We start from the raw sequence: 15690 nt of genomic DNA, 5'->3' as shown, positions 1-15690 counted from the left end.
ACCATCTGGCCGGGGCGCTGTGCTTAGTCCTCCTTCGGAACGGTGCTTTCGACTTCCTGCTTCTGCGGTTGCCGGACGCTTTGCAGCGCAATCTGCAGAATGCCGCTGCGCACGCTCAGCTCCGTGATTTTGTTGTTGCGGCGGGTGGGGTTCACGCGGTTGGTGAGCACCACGCAGGTAATTTCCTCCTTGGGGTCGACCCAGAAATAGGTGCCCGTAAAGCCCGTGTGCCCGTAGCTCTGGGGTGAGGCCAGCGGGGCCGAATTCACGGCCGGGTTGGCGGCGGGCCTATCGAAACCCAGGGCGCGGCGGTTATCGGGGCAGAACTGGCAGCGGGTGTACTCCTGCACGGTTTCGGCTTTGAGCAGCTGCTGGCCGCCGTACTTGCCGTTCCAGGCGTAAAGCTGCACCAGCTTGGCCAGGTCGTTGGCCGAGCCGAACAGGCCGGCGTGGCCGGAGAGGCCGCCCAGCAGGGCCGCGCCTTCGTCGTGCACGGTGCCGTGCAGCTGGCCGTGGCGGAACAGCGAGTCGTACTCGGTAGGCACAATGCGGCTGAGTGGGAAGCGGCGGGTGGGGTTGTAGCCCAGGGTGGTAGCCCCCAGCGGCCGGTATACCTCATCCGTCACAAACCGGTTCAGCGGCTTGCCCGATACGCGCTGCACAAAGCGCGGGTACAGGATAAACGACAAATCGGAGTACACGTAGCTCGGCTTCTCGTTCAGCGGCGACTCGCCAATGGCCTTCACAATGCGCTCCGGGAAATCCTTACGGGCCCACAGGCGTGGGCCGGCCGGCAGCGGGAAGCGCGCCGACGAATCGGGGCGGAAGTAGCGGCGGTTCAGCTCCGCGGGTTTCGTGGCGGATACGTCTTTGGCCGCGGGGCTCTTGCCGAGCAGTGCGTTCAGGAAGCCCTGGGGCTTGGTATAGTCTTTCCAGAACGGAATCCAGGCTTTCAGGCGGGCCTGGTGGGTGAGCACGTCGCGCAGTTTCAGGTCCTGCTTGTTGGTGCCCATCAGCTCCGGAAACAGCTGGCCCATCGTCATATCGGGGTTGAACTTGCCCTCGTCCTGCAGCTTCATCAAGGCCGGCAGCGCGGCCGATACCTTTGTGAGCGAGGCCAGGTCGTAGAGGTCGGTGCTGCGCACGGGGCGGGCCGGCCGGCCGGCGGTGGGGTAGGTGTGAGTGCCGTAGCTTTTCTGCAACACCACCGTGCCGCGCCGGGCAATAACCACCTGCGCCCCCGGGAAGGCCTGGGCGGCCAGGGCCCGGTTCATCAATGAATCGACGCGGCTTTCGAGGTTGTTGTTCAGGCCCACGGCCTCGGGCTGGCTGTAACGCAGCCGGGTACCGCCCTGGGTTTTCAAGCCGAAACCGTAGGGGTACCGGTCGGAGATGGTAACGGGCAGTTGGCCGCTGGCCGAAATACCGCCGAAAATTACCTCGGCGGCTACTTCCTGGGCGTTTTTGCTTTCCTGGTAGGCCAGCACCACGGCGTCGGCGCGGTCCAGGTCGCGCAGCTTGGCCACGGCGTAGGCCGAGCCGAACACCGATACTATCAGTCGCTGGCCCTTGCCGCCCAGCTCGCGCAGCAGCACGTTGGTTTCGGGGCTGATGCCGAAGTTGGTGGCGGGCTGGCGGCCCAGGTTGTTCACCCCGAGGAGCACGGTGTTGTAGGGGCGCAGGGTTTCGCGCATTCGCGTCAGCTCGTCCATGGTGGGCGTGGCGGGCAGCCAGAAGTGGCGGGCCGGCGCGTAATCGGCCACCATGCGCTGGAAATCGGTGGTATCCCGGGTGCCGATGGTGAGGGTGGCCAGGCGCAGCGTGTCGAGGCGCTGCAGGGGCAGCAGGCTGCGCTGGTTGCGCAGCACCGTCACGCTCAGCTCCGAGAGCTGGCGGCTCAGGTACTGGGCGTGGGGCGTGTTCAGGTCGGCGGTGATGTTGCGCAGCTCAATCGGGCGGTACTTATCGAGGCCAGACCACTGTTTCAGGGCCAGCACCTTGCGGCAGCGCCGGTCGATGTCGTCCTGGCTTAGCTCGCCCCGGTCGATGGCCTCGCGCACCATGCGCAACGCCAGCGGAATGTTCTTGGAGAACTCCAGCACGTCGTTGCCGGCCACCAGGGCCCGCACGTCGGCGTCGCCGGGCGGGTATTTGCTGATGACGCCCTTCATGTTCATGGCATCGGTAAACACCACGCCCTCAAACCCCAGTTTGCGCCGCAGCAGCCCCTGAATAATGGGTTTGGACAGGGTAGACGGCATGCCCGTGGTATCGAGGGCCGGAATGTTGAGGTGGGCCACCATCATGCCCCCGATGCCGCGCTGAATCAGGCTTTTGAACGGGAACAGCTCCAGCGTGTCAATCCGCTTTTTATCAATGCGCAGCAGGGGCAAAGCCAGGTGGGAGTCGGTGTCGGTGTCGCCGTGGCCGGGGAAGTGCTTGGCCACAGCCAGCACGCCCGCGTCCTGCATGCCCTTCATGTAGAGGTAGCTCTTTTCGGTGACGCTCTCCCGGTTTTCGCCCCAGCTGCGGAAGCCGATGACGGGGTTCTGAGCGTTGTTGTTCACGTCGATGACCGGGGCGAAGTTTACGTGCATGCCCAGCCGCTTGAACTGCGCGGCCACCTCGGTGCCCATGTCGTAGATGAGCTGGTTGTCGCGCACGCCGCCCAGGCTCATCTGGTACGGAAAGCGCACCACGCTATCCAGGCGCATGCCCACGCCCCACTCGGCGTCCATGGCTACCAGCAAGGGCACTTTGCTCTGGCTCTGGTAGCGGTTGAGCAAACGGCTCTGGCGCACCGGCCCGCCCTGGAAAAACACGATGCCCCCGATGCCGTGCTGCTGAATCAGGGTCGAAATCGAGTCCTCATCCACGCGGGTACGGTTGGAGTAGGCGGCCACCATGAACAGCTGCGCCACCCGCTGGTCGGGCGTGAGCGTCTTCATCACCGAATCAACCCACCGGGACTGGCCCAGCGGCCCGGCAAACGGTACCGGCTGATTGCGGCCTTTGGTGGGCGTAGGCGCCTTGGCGGCTGGTTTGGGGGCCGCGGCGGCAACCGGCGTGGCGGGCACGGCGCGCCGCGGGGCCGGGGCCACGGCGCGGGCCGCGCGCACCGGGACGCGGCGGGCTACGGTGCGGGTGGGGCGGCGGACCGGGGCTTTTTTGCGGCGGCGCTGGGCCGAACCGGAATCGGGGCTGAGCAGCACCAGGGCCAGCAGCAGCAAAGAAAGGAAGCGCGAAAAGGACAAAACGGCGGAGGGCAAAAGGTGAGGCTGCGAAGTTAGGCGAAGTAGGGGAGCTATTGACAGCCAACCAGCCCGCAGGGTTGCCGCCCGCCGCCGCGGCCGGTACCGGCCCACTGCTCCGGCCCGGCCCACGCCTCAGTTAGCGTACTCCGGCAAGGGCGGTGGATGGGCTGAAAGGCTGGGGTGATTGGGCTAGCTATCAGATGATAACGTTCCCGATATCGTTTGCATAGATAAACCCACTGGAATGCTTGGACGGGCCGGTTGAGCCGTTAAGATTTGCCCCCGGACCCGCGGCTCTCGCGCCGCCGTATCCGGCCCCATTCATACCGGCTGTTGCGCGCCTGCTGCCCCCGCATAGCGAACCGCCCCAGGGCCAGTAGCTTGCCTGCTCCCATCCGCCGCCGGCGCGTGCTGCTGTTTAGCTGCCGCCTTATGCCGGCTCACACCTACCAGTTCATCCCCCCTTGCTCCGCCCCGGCGGTAGTGGCCCGGGTGTGCTTATTCGTGCCCTTGCCCCCTTTCTTTTTTCCCATTCTAACCGTTCTACCCATGCCAACCAAAACACCCTTCGCGTACTCCAGTACCGCCGCCGCGCTGCTGGCAACGGCCGGCCTGCTGCTGGGCTGCGAAGCCAGCCACCCCACGCCCGCAACTCCTGCGGCAGCCCCCCAACCCACTGATGCCACCACCGCTACCTGCGGGGCCCAGGGCTGGGCGTCGCAGAACGGCGGTACCACCGGCGGCGGTACGGCCGCGGCCACCGTGGTAACCACCTACGCGCAGCTGAAGGCCGCCATCGAAAATACCGCCGTGAAGGTGGTGCAGGTCAACGGCACCATCACCATCCCGTCGAGCGGGCGCATTTCCTTTCAGGACCAGACCGGCAAAACCATCTTCGGCTCGGCCGGGGCCAGGCTGGTGTCGGCCGACCAGACCAAGGATAATTCGGGCATTATGTACATCAAGCGCTGCAAGAACGTGCTGCTGCGCAACCTCGTGTTCGAGGGCCCCGGGGCCTACGATACCGACGGCTGGGACAACGTAACGGTGGATGCTTCCACCAACGTGTGGGTGGATCATTGCGAGTTCCGCGACGGGGTGGACGGCAACTTCGACATCAAGAACGCCTCCGATTACATCACCGTGTCGTGGACGAAGTTTGCCTACCTGAAGCCTCCGAAAGCCGGCGGCCCGGGCGGCTCCGACGACCACCGCTTCTCCGACCTGATCGGCTCGTCGGACGGAGCTACCGGCGACCGGGGCAAGCTGCGCATCACGTTTGCCCGCTGCTGGTGGTCCCAGGGCTGCGTGGCCCGCATGCCGCGCGTGCGGTTCGGCAAGGTGCACCTGGTAAATAACCTCTACAACAGCAGCGTGAGCAAGTCGTGCGTGCAGGCCGGGTTTGAGGCCGATCTGCGGGTGCAGGCCAACGTGTTCGAAAACGTGACCAACCCGCTGGACCTGATGGCCAACAACTCGACGGCGGTGCAGGAAATCGGTAATCTGTTTACCAACGTGAGCGGGGCCAAAGCCGGCAACGGCAAATCGGCCTTCACGCCGCCCTACACGGTAGCGGTGCTGGCCGCCAGCGCCGTAAAGGCAGCCGTAACGGCTTCCAACGGGGCCGGGGCTACGGTCGGTGGCAACGTGTGCACGAATAGCGGGATTTAAAGAAAAAAGTAAGGTATCTGCTTGAATATGAGAAGGTGTGCAGTGGAGTGTGCTTCCATTGTGTACCTTCTCTTTTCGTTTCCATCCACCACTACCACAACCAAACCCATGAAACAAGCTTCTTACCTCCCGTACCTCCGGCGGGGTGCGGGCCTGCTGGCCTTTGCGGGCCTGCTGGCCGGCACCGTGCAGGCCCAGACGCCCGTGCAGCAGTATGGTCTGCTGAAAGTATCCGGCAACAAAATCGTCGACAAAAACAACCTGCCCGTGAGCGTGGCCGGCAACAGCCTGTTCTGGAGCAACGACGGCTGGGGCGGCGAAAAGTACTACACCGCCAACACCGTAAACTGGCTGAAAAACAGCTGGAACAGCAAGCTGATTCGGGTGGCCATGGGCGTGGAAGACGGGGGCGGCTACATCGGCAACCCCACCGGTAACCGCCAGAAGGTGAAAACGGTGGTGGACGCGGCCCTGGCCCAGGGCCTGTACGTCATCATCGACTGGCACTCGCACCACGCCGAGAACTACCAGCAGCAGGCCATTGCCTTCTTCCAGGACATGGCCCGCACCTACGGCACTTCGCCCAACGTAATGTATGAGGTGTACAACGAGCCGTTGCAGGTATCGTGGAGCGGCACCATCAAGCCCTACGCCGAGGCCGTGGCCGTGGCCATCCGCGCCATCGACCCCGATAACCTGATTATTGTGGGTACGTCCAACTGGTCGCAGGACGTGGACGTGGCCGCCACCGACCCCATCACGCGCTACCCCAACATTGCCTACACGCTGCACTTCTACGCCGCCACCCACAAGCAGAGCCTGCGCGACAAAGCCCAGACGGCCCTGAACCGGGGCGTGGCGTTGTTTGCCACCGAATACGGCACCACTGAGGCCTCGGGCAACGGCTACGTGGATGCTACTTCCACCCAGGAGTGGATGACGTTTTTGCGCCAGAAAGGCATCAGCCACGCCAACTGGTCCATCAACGACAAAGCCGAATCGGCCTCGGCCCTGAAGCCCGGCACCAGCCCCACGGCCGCCTGGTCCGATGGTTTCCTCACGCCCTCGGGCTCCCTGGTGAAAGGCTACATCCAGAACTGGAACGGCTCTACCACGCCACCGCCCACCAGCTCGGGCACGCTGGTGCAGGCCGAGAGCTACCACACCATGAACGGGGTGCAAACGGAAACCACCACCGACGCCGGCGGCGGCCTGAACGTGGGCTGGATTGACACCGGCGACTGGATGGCCTACACCGTGGACGTACCCACGGCCGGCAACTACCTGGTGGAGTACCGGGTGGCCAGCCTCAACGGCGGCGGCCGCATCAGCCTGGAGCAGAACGCGGGCACCACGATGCGCGGCACCGTGAACGTACCCGCTACCGGCGGCTGGCAGAACTGGACTACCGTATCGCACACGGTGTGGTTGCCGGCCGGCCGCCAGGATATTGCCATTGGGGTACCTGCGGGGGGCTACAACATCAACTGGTGGCGCTTCGCGCCGGCCACTACCACCACGGCCCGGCTGGCCTCCGAGCCCACAACTGCGGCTGCCGCGCTGTACCCCAACCCCGCCGGCGAGCAGCTGACGCTGGCACTGCCCCCGGCCCAGGGCCCGGCCCTAGTGGCCGTGTTTAATGCCCGGGGTCGGCAGGTGCTCACCCACACCGCCGCGCCCGGCCAGGTGGCGGCTCAGGTGTCGCTGCGCAGCCTGGAGCCCGGCATCTACACCGTGCGCATTACGCAGCAGGGCCGCACCACCACGCACCGCCTCGTGAAGCAGTAGCGCGGCGGTCTGCATGTGGTGCCACCCCAACGCACAACTCCCCCGCCGGAATTTCCGGCGGGGGAGTTGTGCGTTGGATGAGTGGTGAAGCTAGCGGTTCAGCTTGATTTCTTCGGTGTAGAACACCTTGCCGTCGTCGCCGCGCAGAGAGGCCGTTACGCCCAGCCGCCGGCCGTGGGGCCGAAACTGGAAGAGGGCGTAGTGCTTCTGATTCACCAACGGGCCTACCCGGTAGGGGTTGGGCTCACTGGTGTTGTGGGCCGCCGGGTGCGTAAGGCCGCTGGAGGTAACCTCGTACACCGGCCGGCGCAAGCCCGGCACCGGCACCCGCGAAATTTCGCCAATGTGCCGGTCGCCGCTGATGAGCAGCACGCCTTTGGGCCGGGTGTCCTTGAGCAGCGTGAGCAGGCGCTGCCGGGCCTGTGGGAAATTGGCCCACTTCTCGAAGCGGTGCTCCTGGGGCAGAAACTGAATGCCCGAGGCAATGATGTGGGCGTCGGCGTCGGAGTTGGTGAGCTGCTGGCGCAGCCACTGCCACTGCGCCTCGCCCAGCACGTCGCCGGTGGGGTTGGGGTGGTACACCAGCGCCGAGTCGCGGAACAGCGGGTCCTGGAAATACCGGTCGTCCAGCAGAATCACCTTCACCTTTTTGTTGCCCACCGGGTATTCGTACGACGTGTAAATGCCTTCCTGACGGCGGCGGGCGGTATTGGCCGGCTCGCCCAGAAAATCGAGGGCCAGCTGCTGGTTCTGAGCTTTGAAGGGGTAGTTTTTGTCGCCGTCGTTGCGGCCGTAGTCGTGGTCGTCCCAGGTGCCGATAACCTGCGTGCCCTGGGCCTGCAGCTGGCGGTAGCCGGGCTGGGCGCGCTGGGCGTCGTACTTGGCCCGCAGCACCGCGGGGTCGTCCGAGTCGCCGTAAATGTTGTCACCCAGCCAGATCCACACCTGGGGCTGGTCGTGGGCAATATCGTCCCAGAGGAGTTGGGGCAAATCGTGGCGGTTGCAGGAGCCGAAAGCAATGCGCAACTCGGAAGAAGCTGCTGGGGTCGATTGGGCCTGAACTGCTGGCTGCCTTCCAAACAGGAAGCCGGCTGTCAGCAGACAGAGCAAGGTTGTTTTCATGGGCCAAAGATGCAGTCCAGGGCCCCACCGCTGCGCCATGGCCAGTAAAAACGAAACATTAGCCGCTTTCCGGGAGACTTTTTGCCGTCTCGCGGGTTTAGTAGCCATGTCCCACCGCCGCCCGACTGACCGCCCCACGCATTTCACAACCTCTGATGCCCGCCTGCTCAAAGCAATTGGCATCGGCATCGGTAGCTCCTTCCTCATTGGCCTACTACTGATGCTGCTGGTGGCATTTCTGGGGTAAAGAAGAGGAGAGTTCTGCCTAAAAATACCTTCATAAAAAAGCACCGCTGTGGCTCTATGCTGTAGCGGTGCTTTTTTTATGAGGGTGTTACTACTTCTGAATCTGTCCGTTGCGGATAATAACGTCAGCTTTCGGAGTAGCCTTCTTCACCATCGAGCCGAATGCACCTTTCTTCTCGAATGCACTTACTACCTCATCCTCGGCCGGGGTGCGCTTTACTACCGGGTTGTTGGCCCAGAACTCGGGGTCGTAGGGCTTGGCTTTGATGGCATCCAGGTCCCGGTCGGTAAGGCTGGCGCGGGCGTAGGGCAGGCTCTGGGCCTTGGTGCTCTGGTCGAAGAAGTAAGTAAACGACGACACGTTGATGGCCAGCGGCTGCTTGCCGGGCTCGGTCAGGTCGGTGGTCAGGTCCATCTTCATCAACTCCAGCGGGGCTACGGGGGCTTTACCGCCCTGGCGGAAGGCCATTTCGATGCTCAGCTTGGCATTTTCGAACTTCTGGCGGGGGTTGTTGGTGCTGCCCGTAAAGCTGGGCTGTACCATACGGTAGCGCACCACCTGGTCGGTTTCAATATCAATCCAGATAGTGCCCTGGGCGCGATACTTCACCTCCGGCCGGGTTTCGAAGGTAATTTCCGCCACCCCGCCAGTCGAGTCTTCGCCCACAATGCCCTTCAGCTCCAGCAGGTAGTTTTTCTCCACGTTCGGGCTCAGCAGTGCCAGCGAGGTAGTGCTGTCCTGGCCAGGATCGAAGAGGCCGAACTTGCGGGTGTACACCGAGAAGTTGCTCAGATTGATGGGCGCCTGCACGGCGGCGTAGCGGCCCTGAGCCAGCGTGGTGCCTACAATGCGCGCCGGGTTTGACTTCACGTTCCAGACTACTTCCTGCAGCTCCGTGGGCTGCTTATCAATGCGGGTAATCTGGCGGTAAAAAGCTTTGCCGTAGTAGGTGCGGCGGTAATTGCGTTGCAGGTTCCGGAAGGCGCGGTCTACCAGCTGGAACGGGAAGCTGGCCACTTTCACCTCCGGCAGCACTACCGTGGCTTCCGCCAACGACACCGTCAGGGCCTCCGCGGCCGAGGTGATGCGCAGGGTGTCCTTCACGTGGTTCAGCTCCGAGAACAGCAGCGTTACGGGCAGCTGCTTCACCACCAGCGTAAACTCCCCCTCCAGGTTAGTGGTGGTGCCGTTGGTGGTGCCGGGTACGGCCACGCTGGCAAAGGGCAGAGCTTCCTTGGTGTCTTTGTCGCGCACTACACCGCGCAGTTGCACCTGGGCCTGGCTGAGGTGAGCGAGGCCGAGCAGCAGAAACAACAGCGGCAAAAAACGCTGAAAAATCACAGTGGGCGGAGAAAAGGAGCGGGGGCGAGCAGACAGCATAGGAAAACAGGCAGATGAAACAGCGGAACGGCTGAGAGTGGAACGCAGACCCGACCCAAAACCGTGCCCGCTTGCACAAAAGTAGCCGCCAAACGTAACAGGAAGCTACCAATCCGGGTAAGTAGTCCTACCTTGGGCGCAACGCCCCGGCCTGCCGCCGGCCCGTGTGTCCTTCCACTCTTTCTTCTCTTCCATTCCCATGCTGAAGCGAGATTTCCTGAAAAATGCCCTGCTCACGGCCGTGGGCGCTTTGGTAAGCCCAGCCGTGCTGGCCGCTGCCCACGAAGAAAACCTGCTCCGCGAAGCCCGTGCCACTCCCATGGCCGATGGCCCGTTCACGCTGCCCGCGCTGCCCTATGCCTTCAATGCCCTGGAGCCGCATATCGATGCCAAAACCATGGAAATTCACCACGATGCGCACCACAAAACGTACGTATCGAAGCTGAATGAAGCCGTGGTGGGCAAACCCGAAGAAAAGATGAGCCTGGCCCAGCTGCTGGCCTCCGCCAGCAAGCAGCCCGATGCCATCCGAAACAACGCCGGCGGCCATTGGAACCACTCCTTCTTCTGGCAGATTCTGTCGCCTAAAGGCGGCGGGCAGCCTACGGGTGGCTTGGCCGCGGCCATTAACAAAGACTTCGGTACCTACGACAAGTTCACCGAGGAATTTGCCAAAGCCGCCACCGGCCGCTTCGGCTCCGGCTGGGCCTGGCTGATCTACGATAAAAAAGCCGGCAAGCTGATGATTACCTCCACTGCCAACCAGGATAACCCCCTGATGGATGTGGCCGGTATTCAGCGCGGTACGCCCATTTTGGGCCTGGATGTGTGGGAACATGCCTACTACCTCAAGCACCAGAACAAGCGCCCCGACTACGTTAAAACATTCTGGAACGTGGTAAACTGGGGTGAGGTCAGCAGCCGCTACGACGAAGCCCGCAAGGGCTAAATAACCTGCTGAGAGTACATGAAAAAAGGCCTTCCTCGTGCAAGAGGAAGGCCTTTTTGTGTCTGTGAGCGGGTTGTTACTGGTCGGCCGTGACGCCCAGCGCTTTATTCAGGTGCGTGTTGATGGTGGCAAACAGGTGGCGCAGCTCCACGGGGGCGCTTTCCTCGGCCCGCACCGTTTTGGTAGAGCCGTCGGGGTAGGTAATGGTCAGGACGGTGGCGGGCAAATCGGTAGCGCCACTCACGTAGCTGTTTTCCAGCTGCTGAAACCCAATCAGCTCCGATTCCCGCAGAAATGCCCGGATGGTAGCTGGGTCCAGTTTCGCGTCGCGCTGACCTTCCACCGGCGCATACCGGAAGCCTTCGTACTGCACGCGGCCATCAGCAAACAGCCGGGCCGTGAAGTGAGGGCAGGTTCCGAAGCAGGGCGTCCGGCTAAACACCATCACGGGGTCCTGAGCAGCCGCCTGTTCTTCCTTGGTAGGCCGCACACCACCTGCTTCCGGCTGGGTAGTCGTTACTACATCCGCCGACGGTCCGGTTTCCCTGCTCGGCTTGATATCCCCGGTTTCAACCGTAGTTTCGGACGCAGGTGCTGGGGCCGGAGCCACTACCACAACCGGCACCGGGCTGGGAGCCGGTACCGTTTCAGCTACGCTTTCCTTACTGGGCTTGATACCGCCGGTCGGGTACGGATACGTTTGCTCCGAGTTGCTGGGCGCAGGGGCCGGAGCCGGTGCCGCCACTGGTGCTGGGGCCGGAACGGCAATATCCTTGCTGGGTTTGATGCCGCCGGTTGGGTATGGATACGTAGGAACTGGTGCCGGGCTTGGAGCAGGAGCCGGGTTGGGCGTGGGTATCGGGGCCGGGTTATGCGTGGGCGTTGGAGCCGGAGCTGGTGTTACCGGCTTGGGCGTCTTCACGCCACCAGTTGGGTATGGATACGTTTGGGGCGAAGATGGAGCCGGAGCAGGCGTTGGGGCCGGCGTCTGGCGGATAGGGCCATTGCCCGGAGCCTGCGTGACGGGACCATGATGGGGTGGGGCAGGAGTGGGGGCCGGCGGCGTGTGCCGGATAGGGCCACTGCCGGGCCCGGGAGCCGGATACGACGGTGGCGGGGCCGTAGCTACTGGCGGATACGATGTATGCGGGCCCGGAGCCTGCTGCCAGCGGCCGCGCGGTGGCATGCGTCGCGGAACATTACTTACCGTAGGCGCATCGGTAGCAGCCGGAACGTAGTAGTTGACCGTGCAGGCCGGCAAAGCCGCCAAACCCAGCAGCGTAATAACCGGAACGAGTAGGGAGGGGCGCATAACGGGGAGGGAGAGAGAAATGAGAACAGCAATATAGCCGAAACCCTATAGCCAAACTTGATGCCAGATGTAAAAAAAGCCCCGTTACCAACTTGGGTAACGGGGCTTTTTCGGGTCTGTTAAGTATCTGCTTTCTACGAGCGGCGCGTTTTGCGGGGCTTCTTCGGCGAAATATCCGAGGCCCCGGTGCCGGGCTCTACGTCCGAATCATCATCATCGGAAGCGGCGGCGGTAGCACGGCCACCCTGGCGGTTCTGGGCCTCTTTCTCCTGGGCGGCCTTCATGGCGTCCTGCAGGCGGGCGGCAAAGCCGGTGGGTTTCTTGTCCTTGTTCTTCACCTTGTTGGCTTCCAGCTTGGCGCGCACTTTGGAGTCATCCACGAAGCGGCGGGTAATGGCCTGCTGTGCCATCGTCACCAGGTTCGATACCAGGTAATACCACGTCAGACCAGCGGCGAAGCTGTTCAGCACGAAGAAGAATACCAGCGGCATCAGGTAGCTGTAGAACTTCATGGGGCCCTGCATGGCGCTGTTGGTCTGGTTGCTCTGGTAGGTCATAGCCAGCGTCGACAACGTCATCAGCACCGTGAACAGGCTGATGTGGTTGCCCAGGAACGGCACCGTGAAGGGCAGCTTGATCAGGTCGTCGTAGGTGCTCAGGTCGTGCGCCCACAGGAAGGGCTGCTGCCGCAGTTCAATGGCGTTCGGGAAGAACTGGAACATGGCAAACAGAATCGGAATCGTCAGCAGCGTGGGAATGCAGCCGCTCAGCGGGTTCACGCCCATGCTCTGGTGCAGCTTCATGGTTTCCTGCTGCTGCTTCACCTGGTCGTCGGGGTACTTCTCCTTGATGGCGTCCAGCTCCGGCTTGAGCACCTTCATCTTGGCCTGGCTCTCGTAGGTTTTGTACGTGAGCGGCCAGGTAACCAACTTAATCAACACCACCAGCAGCACAATGATGATGCCGTAGGAGCTGATGAACTGCTCCAGGAAGTGGAACACGGGTAGCACCACAAAGCGGTTCACCCAGCGGAACAGGCCCCAGCCCAGGTACACGTTCCTGTCAAAATCAGGAGCCACTTCCTTCAGGATGTTGAAGGAGTTCGGGCCGAAGTAAAAGCGGAAGTTGGCTTTGCCCTGCTGCACGTCGGCGGCCGGAATGGCCAGCGTGGTGCTCAGGGTTTTGATGTAGGTGGAGTCGTTCAGGTCAACCGTAGAGTTCAGCTGCCCCGACGAAAACTCGTGGTCGGCCACAATACCGGCCACGAAGAAGTCGTGCTTGTGGGCCACCCACTTCAGCGGCTCCGTCACCTTGATTTCCTCAGGCTTCTCCGAGGCTTCGGCCAGGGCGGTATGGTCGCCGGAAGCCAGGTAGCGGTTGATGGTGGTGTGGTTGCGGTTCTGCTTGCGGTCCTGCTCGGTCTGGCGCACATTGTCCACGAAAGTGAACGTGAGCGGCTCCTGGGCCACGGCCGAGTTCAGACCGTTGAAGCGCAGGTTGTAGCTCAGCTCGTAGCTGTTGGTGGGCAGGGTGTACAGCTGCTCAATCTGGCCCCCGGCCACGTCGGCCACGAAGCGCAGCGCGTTGCTGCCCTGGGGCTCGGGCCGGAAGTACAGGTCGGAGAGTTTGATCTGCCGGCCGTCGGTGGTGCGGAAGCGGGTATCCAGCTGGGCACTTTTGGCATCAAACAAATCCAGCGGCTGCCCGAAGAACGTTTTGTACTTGCTCAGGCGCACGGCTTCTACGCGGCCACCCTTCGAGGAGAAAGTAACCGTCAGCAAGTCGTTTTTCAGCTCGGTAGTCTGGGCCGTGCCCTGGGCTGCAGCGGCAAACGTGCCCAGCTGCCGGGCCAGCGCCACCGAGTCGGGGGTAGCGGGGGCCGCACCAAGCGCTTTGGCCGCGGCCGTGGTTTTGGCGGGGGCGGCCTTTTCCGGCTCCGGCTTGGGCGCAAACTGCAGGTAAATCAGAAGCAAGGCGGCCATCAGGAAGACGCCAATTGCTGAATTTCTGTCCATCTAGGTACTGGTGAAGCAAATAAAAAAGAGTAGCAGGGCGGCCAGCAAAAATCCGGCAACCCTGCTACAAAGGTCGGTGTTGTCAGGCGAATATTTTTCGGGCCGGCGTTTTTGTCAGCCGGAATGGGTGAAATAGCTGTGTAACAGAAGCAATCCTCCACAACGTCATGCAGAGGCGCAGCCGAAGCATCTCACGTGCTGACGTCTGAATTACTACCACAGCATCAGCACGCGAGATTCCTCGACTTCGCTCTGCATGACGTGCTATGCTACCCTTTCCGGAACTGAATGGCGGCTTTCACAAAACGCACAAACAGCGGATGCGGGTTTTGCACGGTGCTTTTCAGCTCGGGGTGGAACTGACCGGCCACAAACCAGGGGTGGTTGGGCAACTCTACCACTTCTACCAGGCCCGTTTCGGGGTTGCGGCCCGAGGCCAGCATGCCGGCTTCCTCGTAGCGCTCCAAGTAGTCGTTGTTGAACTCGTAGCGGTGGCGGTGCCGCTCACTGATGTGGTTGCGGCCGTAGGCTTTGGCGGCTTTCGAGCCTTTGCGCAATTCGCAGTCGTACGCCCCCAAGCGCATGGTGCCGCCTTTCTGGGTGATGTTCTTCTGCTCCTCCATCATGGCAATGACGGGGTTGGCCGTCTGGGCGTCCATCTCCGTGGAAGAGGCATCTTTCAGCCCCAGCACGTTGCGGGCAAACTCCACCACGGCTACCTGCATGCCCAGACAAATTCCGAAGAATGGAATGCCGTTTTCCCGCACGTGCTGTACGGCCAGAATCTTGCCCTCAAAGCCCCGCTCCCCGAAACCGGGCGCTACCAGTACCCCATCCACGCCGTGCAGCAGCTGAGCCACGTTATCGGCGTTGATGTGGTCCGACTGTACGCTGCGTACCGTCACTTTGCACTCGTTCTGCGCACCGGCGTGCACGAAGGCCTCAATGATGGACTTGTAGGCATCGGGCAGCTCCACGTATTTGCCTACCAGCGCAATAGTTACTTCCTCGGTCGGGTTTTTCAGGCGGCCCAGGAAGTCTTTCCAGGCTTCCAGATCGGGGTGGGTGCCGCCCTGCAGCTTCAGCTTCTTGATAACCCGTTCATCCAGGTGCTCCTTCAGCATGAGCAGGGGCACCGAGTAAATGCTGTCGGCATCCAGGCTCTCGATAACGGAGTTGATGTTGACGTTGCAGAACAGGGCAATTTTGCGGCGCATTTCGGCCGGAATCGGGTACTCGGAGCGGCATACCAGAATATCGGGCTGCAGGCCGGCGCTACGTAGGTCGCGCACCGAGTGCTGAGTGGGCTTGGTTTTCAGCTCGCCGGCCGCCTTCAGGTAGGGCAGCAGCGTGAGGTGAATCACGAGGGAGCTGTTTTCGGGCAGCTCCCAGCGCAGCTGCCGCACCGATTCCACGAAAGGCAGGCTTTCAATGTCGCCAATGGAGCCCCCGATTTCGGTAATCACCACGTCGAACTGCCCGGTCTGGCCCAGCAGCAGCATGCGGCGCTTAATCTCGTCGGTAATGTGGGGTACCACCTGCACGGTTTTGCCCAGGTACGCGCCCTCGCGCTCCTTGGTAATCACGTGGTCGTAGATACGGCCGGTAGTGACGTTGTTGGCCTGGGAGGTGGGCACGTTCAGGAACCGCTCGTAGTGGCCCAGGTCCAGGTCGGTTTCGGCGCCGTCGTCGGTTACATAACATTCGCCGTGCTCGTAGGGGTTGAGCGTGCCGGGGTCGATGTTGATGTAGGGGTCAAACTTCTGGATGGTGACCCGGAAGCCGCGGGCCTGCAGCAGCTTGGCCAGGGAGGCCGAAATGATGCCTTTGCCCAGCGAGGAAGTAACGCCGCCCGTTACGAAAATGAATTTGGCCGTAGTGGCAGCCGCGGAAGTGGAATTTCGGTCTGGCATAACGGGAAACAAAGGTAGGCTTTATCTCCGGCCGGCCGG

At 62.4% G+C, this 15690-nt stretch carries 10 protein-coding genes; 4 read left to right on the top strand and 6 right to left on the bottom strand.

The window, feature by feature from the left end:
* Positions 1-23: 23 nt before the first annotated feature.
* Positions 24-3254 carry a glycoside hydrolase family 3 N-terminal domain-containing protein gene (locus EI291_RS17425; protein ID WP_240635585.1) on the bottom strand — a complete coding sequence of 1077 codons (3231 nt, stop codon included), beginning with the start codon at positions 3252-3254 and terminating at the stop codon, positions 24-26.
* A gap of 549 nt (positions 3255-3803) precedes the next feature.
* Here EI291_RS17425 and EI291_RS17420 point away from each other — a divergent pair.
* Together EI291_RS17420 and EI291_RS17415 are read left to right on the top strand one after the other, a co-directional pair.
* Positions 3804-4925 carry a pectate lyase family protein gene (locus tag EI291_RS17420; RefSeq protein WP_125422961.1) on the top strand — a complete coding sequence of 374 codons (1122 nt, stop codon included), beginning with the start codon at positions 3804-3806 and terminating at the stop codon, positions 4923-4925.
* A 108-nt stretch (positions 4926-5033) separates the two neighbouring features.
* Positions 5034-6713, top strand: coding sequence for a cellulase family glycosylhydrolase (locus EI291_RS17415; RefSeq protein ID WP_125422958.1), 1680 nt, complete (start codon positions 5034-5036; stop codon positions 6711-6713).
* Positions 6714-6803: 90 nt separating this feature from the next.
* Here EI291_RS17415 and EI291_RS17410 read toward each other — a convergent pair whose 3' ends face one another.
* A complete protein-coding gene (locus tag EI291_RS17410; RefSeq protein ID WP_170172704.1) occupies positions 6804-7835 on the bottom strand; it encodes an alkaline phosphatase D family protein in 1032 nt (343 codons plus the stop codon).
* A 106-nt stretch (positions 7836-7941) separates the two neighbouring features.
* On the opposite strand from EI291_RS17410, the gene EI291_RS22945 reads away from it, so the two are divergent.
* Positions 7942-8082, top strand: coding sequence for a hypothetical protein (locus tag EI291_RS22945; protein ID WP_170172703.1), 141 nt, complete (start codon positions 7942-7944; stop codon positions 8080-8082).
* A 90-nt stretch (positions 8083-8172) separates the two neighbouring features.
* Here the strand turns inward: EI291_RS22945 and EI291_RS17405 are convergent, their stop codons facing one another.
* Positions 8173-9462 (bottom strand): carboxypeptidase-like regulatory domain-containing protein, encoded by a 1290-nt coding sequence (locus EI291_RS17405; protein ID WP_125422952.1) that lies wholly within the window; start codon positions 9460-9462, stop codon positions 8173-8175.
* A gap of 199 nt (positions 9463-9661) precedes the next feature.
* On the opposite strand from EI291_RS17405, the gene EI291_RS17400 reads away from it, so the two are divergent.
* Complete coding sequence (locus EI291_RS17400) at positions 9662-10411, top strand: superoxide dismutase (protein ID WP_125422949.1); 750 nt, start codon at positions 9662-9664, stop codon at positions 10409-10411.
* Between the two features lie 76 nt (positions 10412-10487).
* Here EI291_RS17400 and EI291_RS23370 read toward each other — a convergent pair whose 3' ends face one another.
* From EI291_RS23370 to EI291_RS17385, 3 genes are all read right to left on the bottom strand, one after another.
* On the bottom strand, positions 10488-11723 hold the full coding sequence (locus EI291_RS23370) for a DUF6438 domain-containing protein (protein ID WP_125422946.1): 1236 nt from the start codon (positions 11721-11723) through the stop codon (positions 10488-10490).
* A 134-nt stretch (positions 11724-11857) separates the two neighbouring features.
* Entirely contained in the window at positions 11858-13738 is a 1881-nt protein-coding gene (yidC, locus tag EI291_RS17390; protein ID WP_125422943.1) for a membrane protein insertase YidC, read from the bottom strand.
* A 269-nt stretch (positions 13739-14007) separates the two neighbouring features.
* Positions 14008-15651 carry a CTP synthase gene (locus EI291_RS17385; protein ID WP_125422940.1) on the bottom strand — a complete coding sequence of 548 codons (1644 nt, stop codon included), beginning with the start codon at positions 15649-15651 and terminating at the stop codon, positions 14008-14010.
* Positions 15652-15690: the final 39 nt, after the last annotated feature.

Origin of the sequence: Hymenobacter rigui (assembly GCF_003944715.1) — a bacterium.
Taxonomy (GTDB): Bacteria; Bacteroidota; Bacteroidia; order Cytophagales; family Hymenobacteraceae; genus Hymenobacter; species Hymenobacter rigui.
This window is presented reverse-complemented; position numbering and strand designations above follow the sequence as displayed.

Bases quoted from the DNA above. Each gene is read 5' to 3' on its own strand.
- EI291_RS17420 (WP_125422961.1), top strand. From the start codon at position 3,804: ATGCCAACCAAAACACCCTTCGCGTACTCCAGTACCGCCGCCGCGCTG.
- EI291_RS17415 (WP_125422958.1), top strand. From the start codon at position 5,034: ATGAAACAAGCTTCTTACCTCCCGTACCTCCGGCGGGGTGCGGGCCTG.
- EI291_RS17410 (WP_170172704.1), bottom strand. From the start codon at position 7,835: ATGAAAACAACCTTGCTCTGTCTGCTGACAGCCGGCTTCCTGTTTGGA.
- EI291_RS22945 (WP_170172703.1), top strand. From the start codon at position 7,942: ATGTCCCACCGCCGCCCGACTGACCGCCCCACGCATTTCACAACCTCT.
- EI291_RS17405 (WP_125422952.1), bottom strand. From the start codon at position 9,462: ATGCTGTCTGCTCGCCCCCGCTCCTTTTCTCCGCCCACTGTGATTTTT.
- EI291_RS17400 (WP_125422949.1), top strand. From the start codon at position 9,662: ATGCTGAAGCGAGATTTCCTGAAAAATGCCCTGCTCACGGCCGTGGGC.
- EI291_RS23370 (WP_125422946.1), bottom strand. From the start codon at position 11,723: ATGCGCCCCTCCCTACTCGTTCCGGTTATTACGCTGCTGGGTTTGGCG.
- yidC (WP_125422943.1), bottom strand. From the start codon at position 13,738: ATGGACAGAAATTCAGCAATTGGCGTCTTCCTGATGGCCGCCTTGCTT.
- EI291_RS17385 (WP_125422940.1), bottom strand. From the start codon at position 15,651: ATGCCAGACCGAAATTCCACTTCCGCGGCTGCCACTACGGCCAAATTC.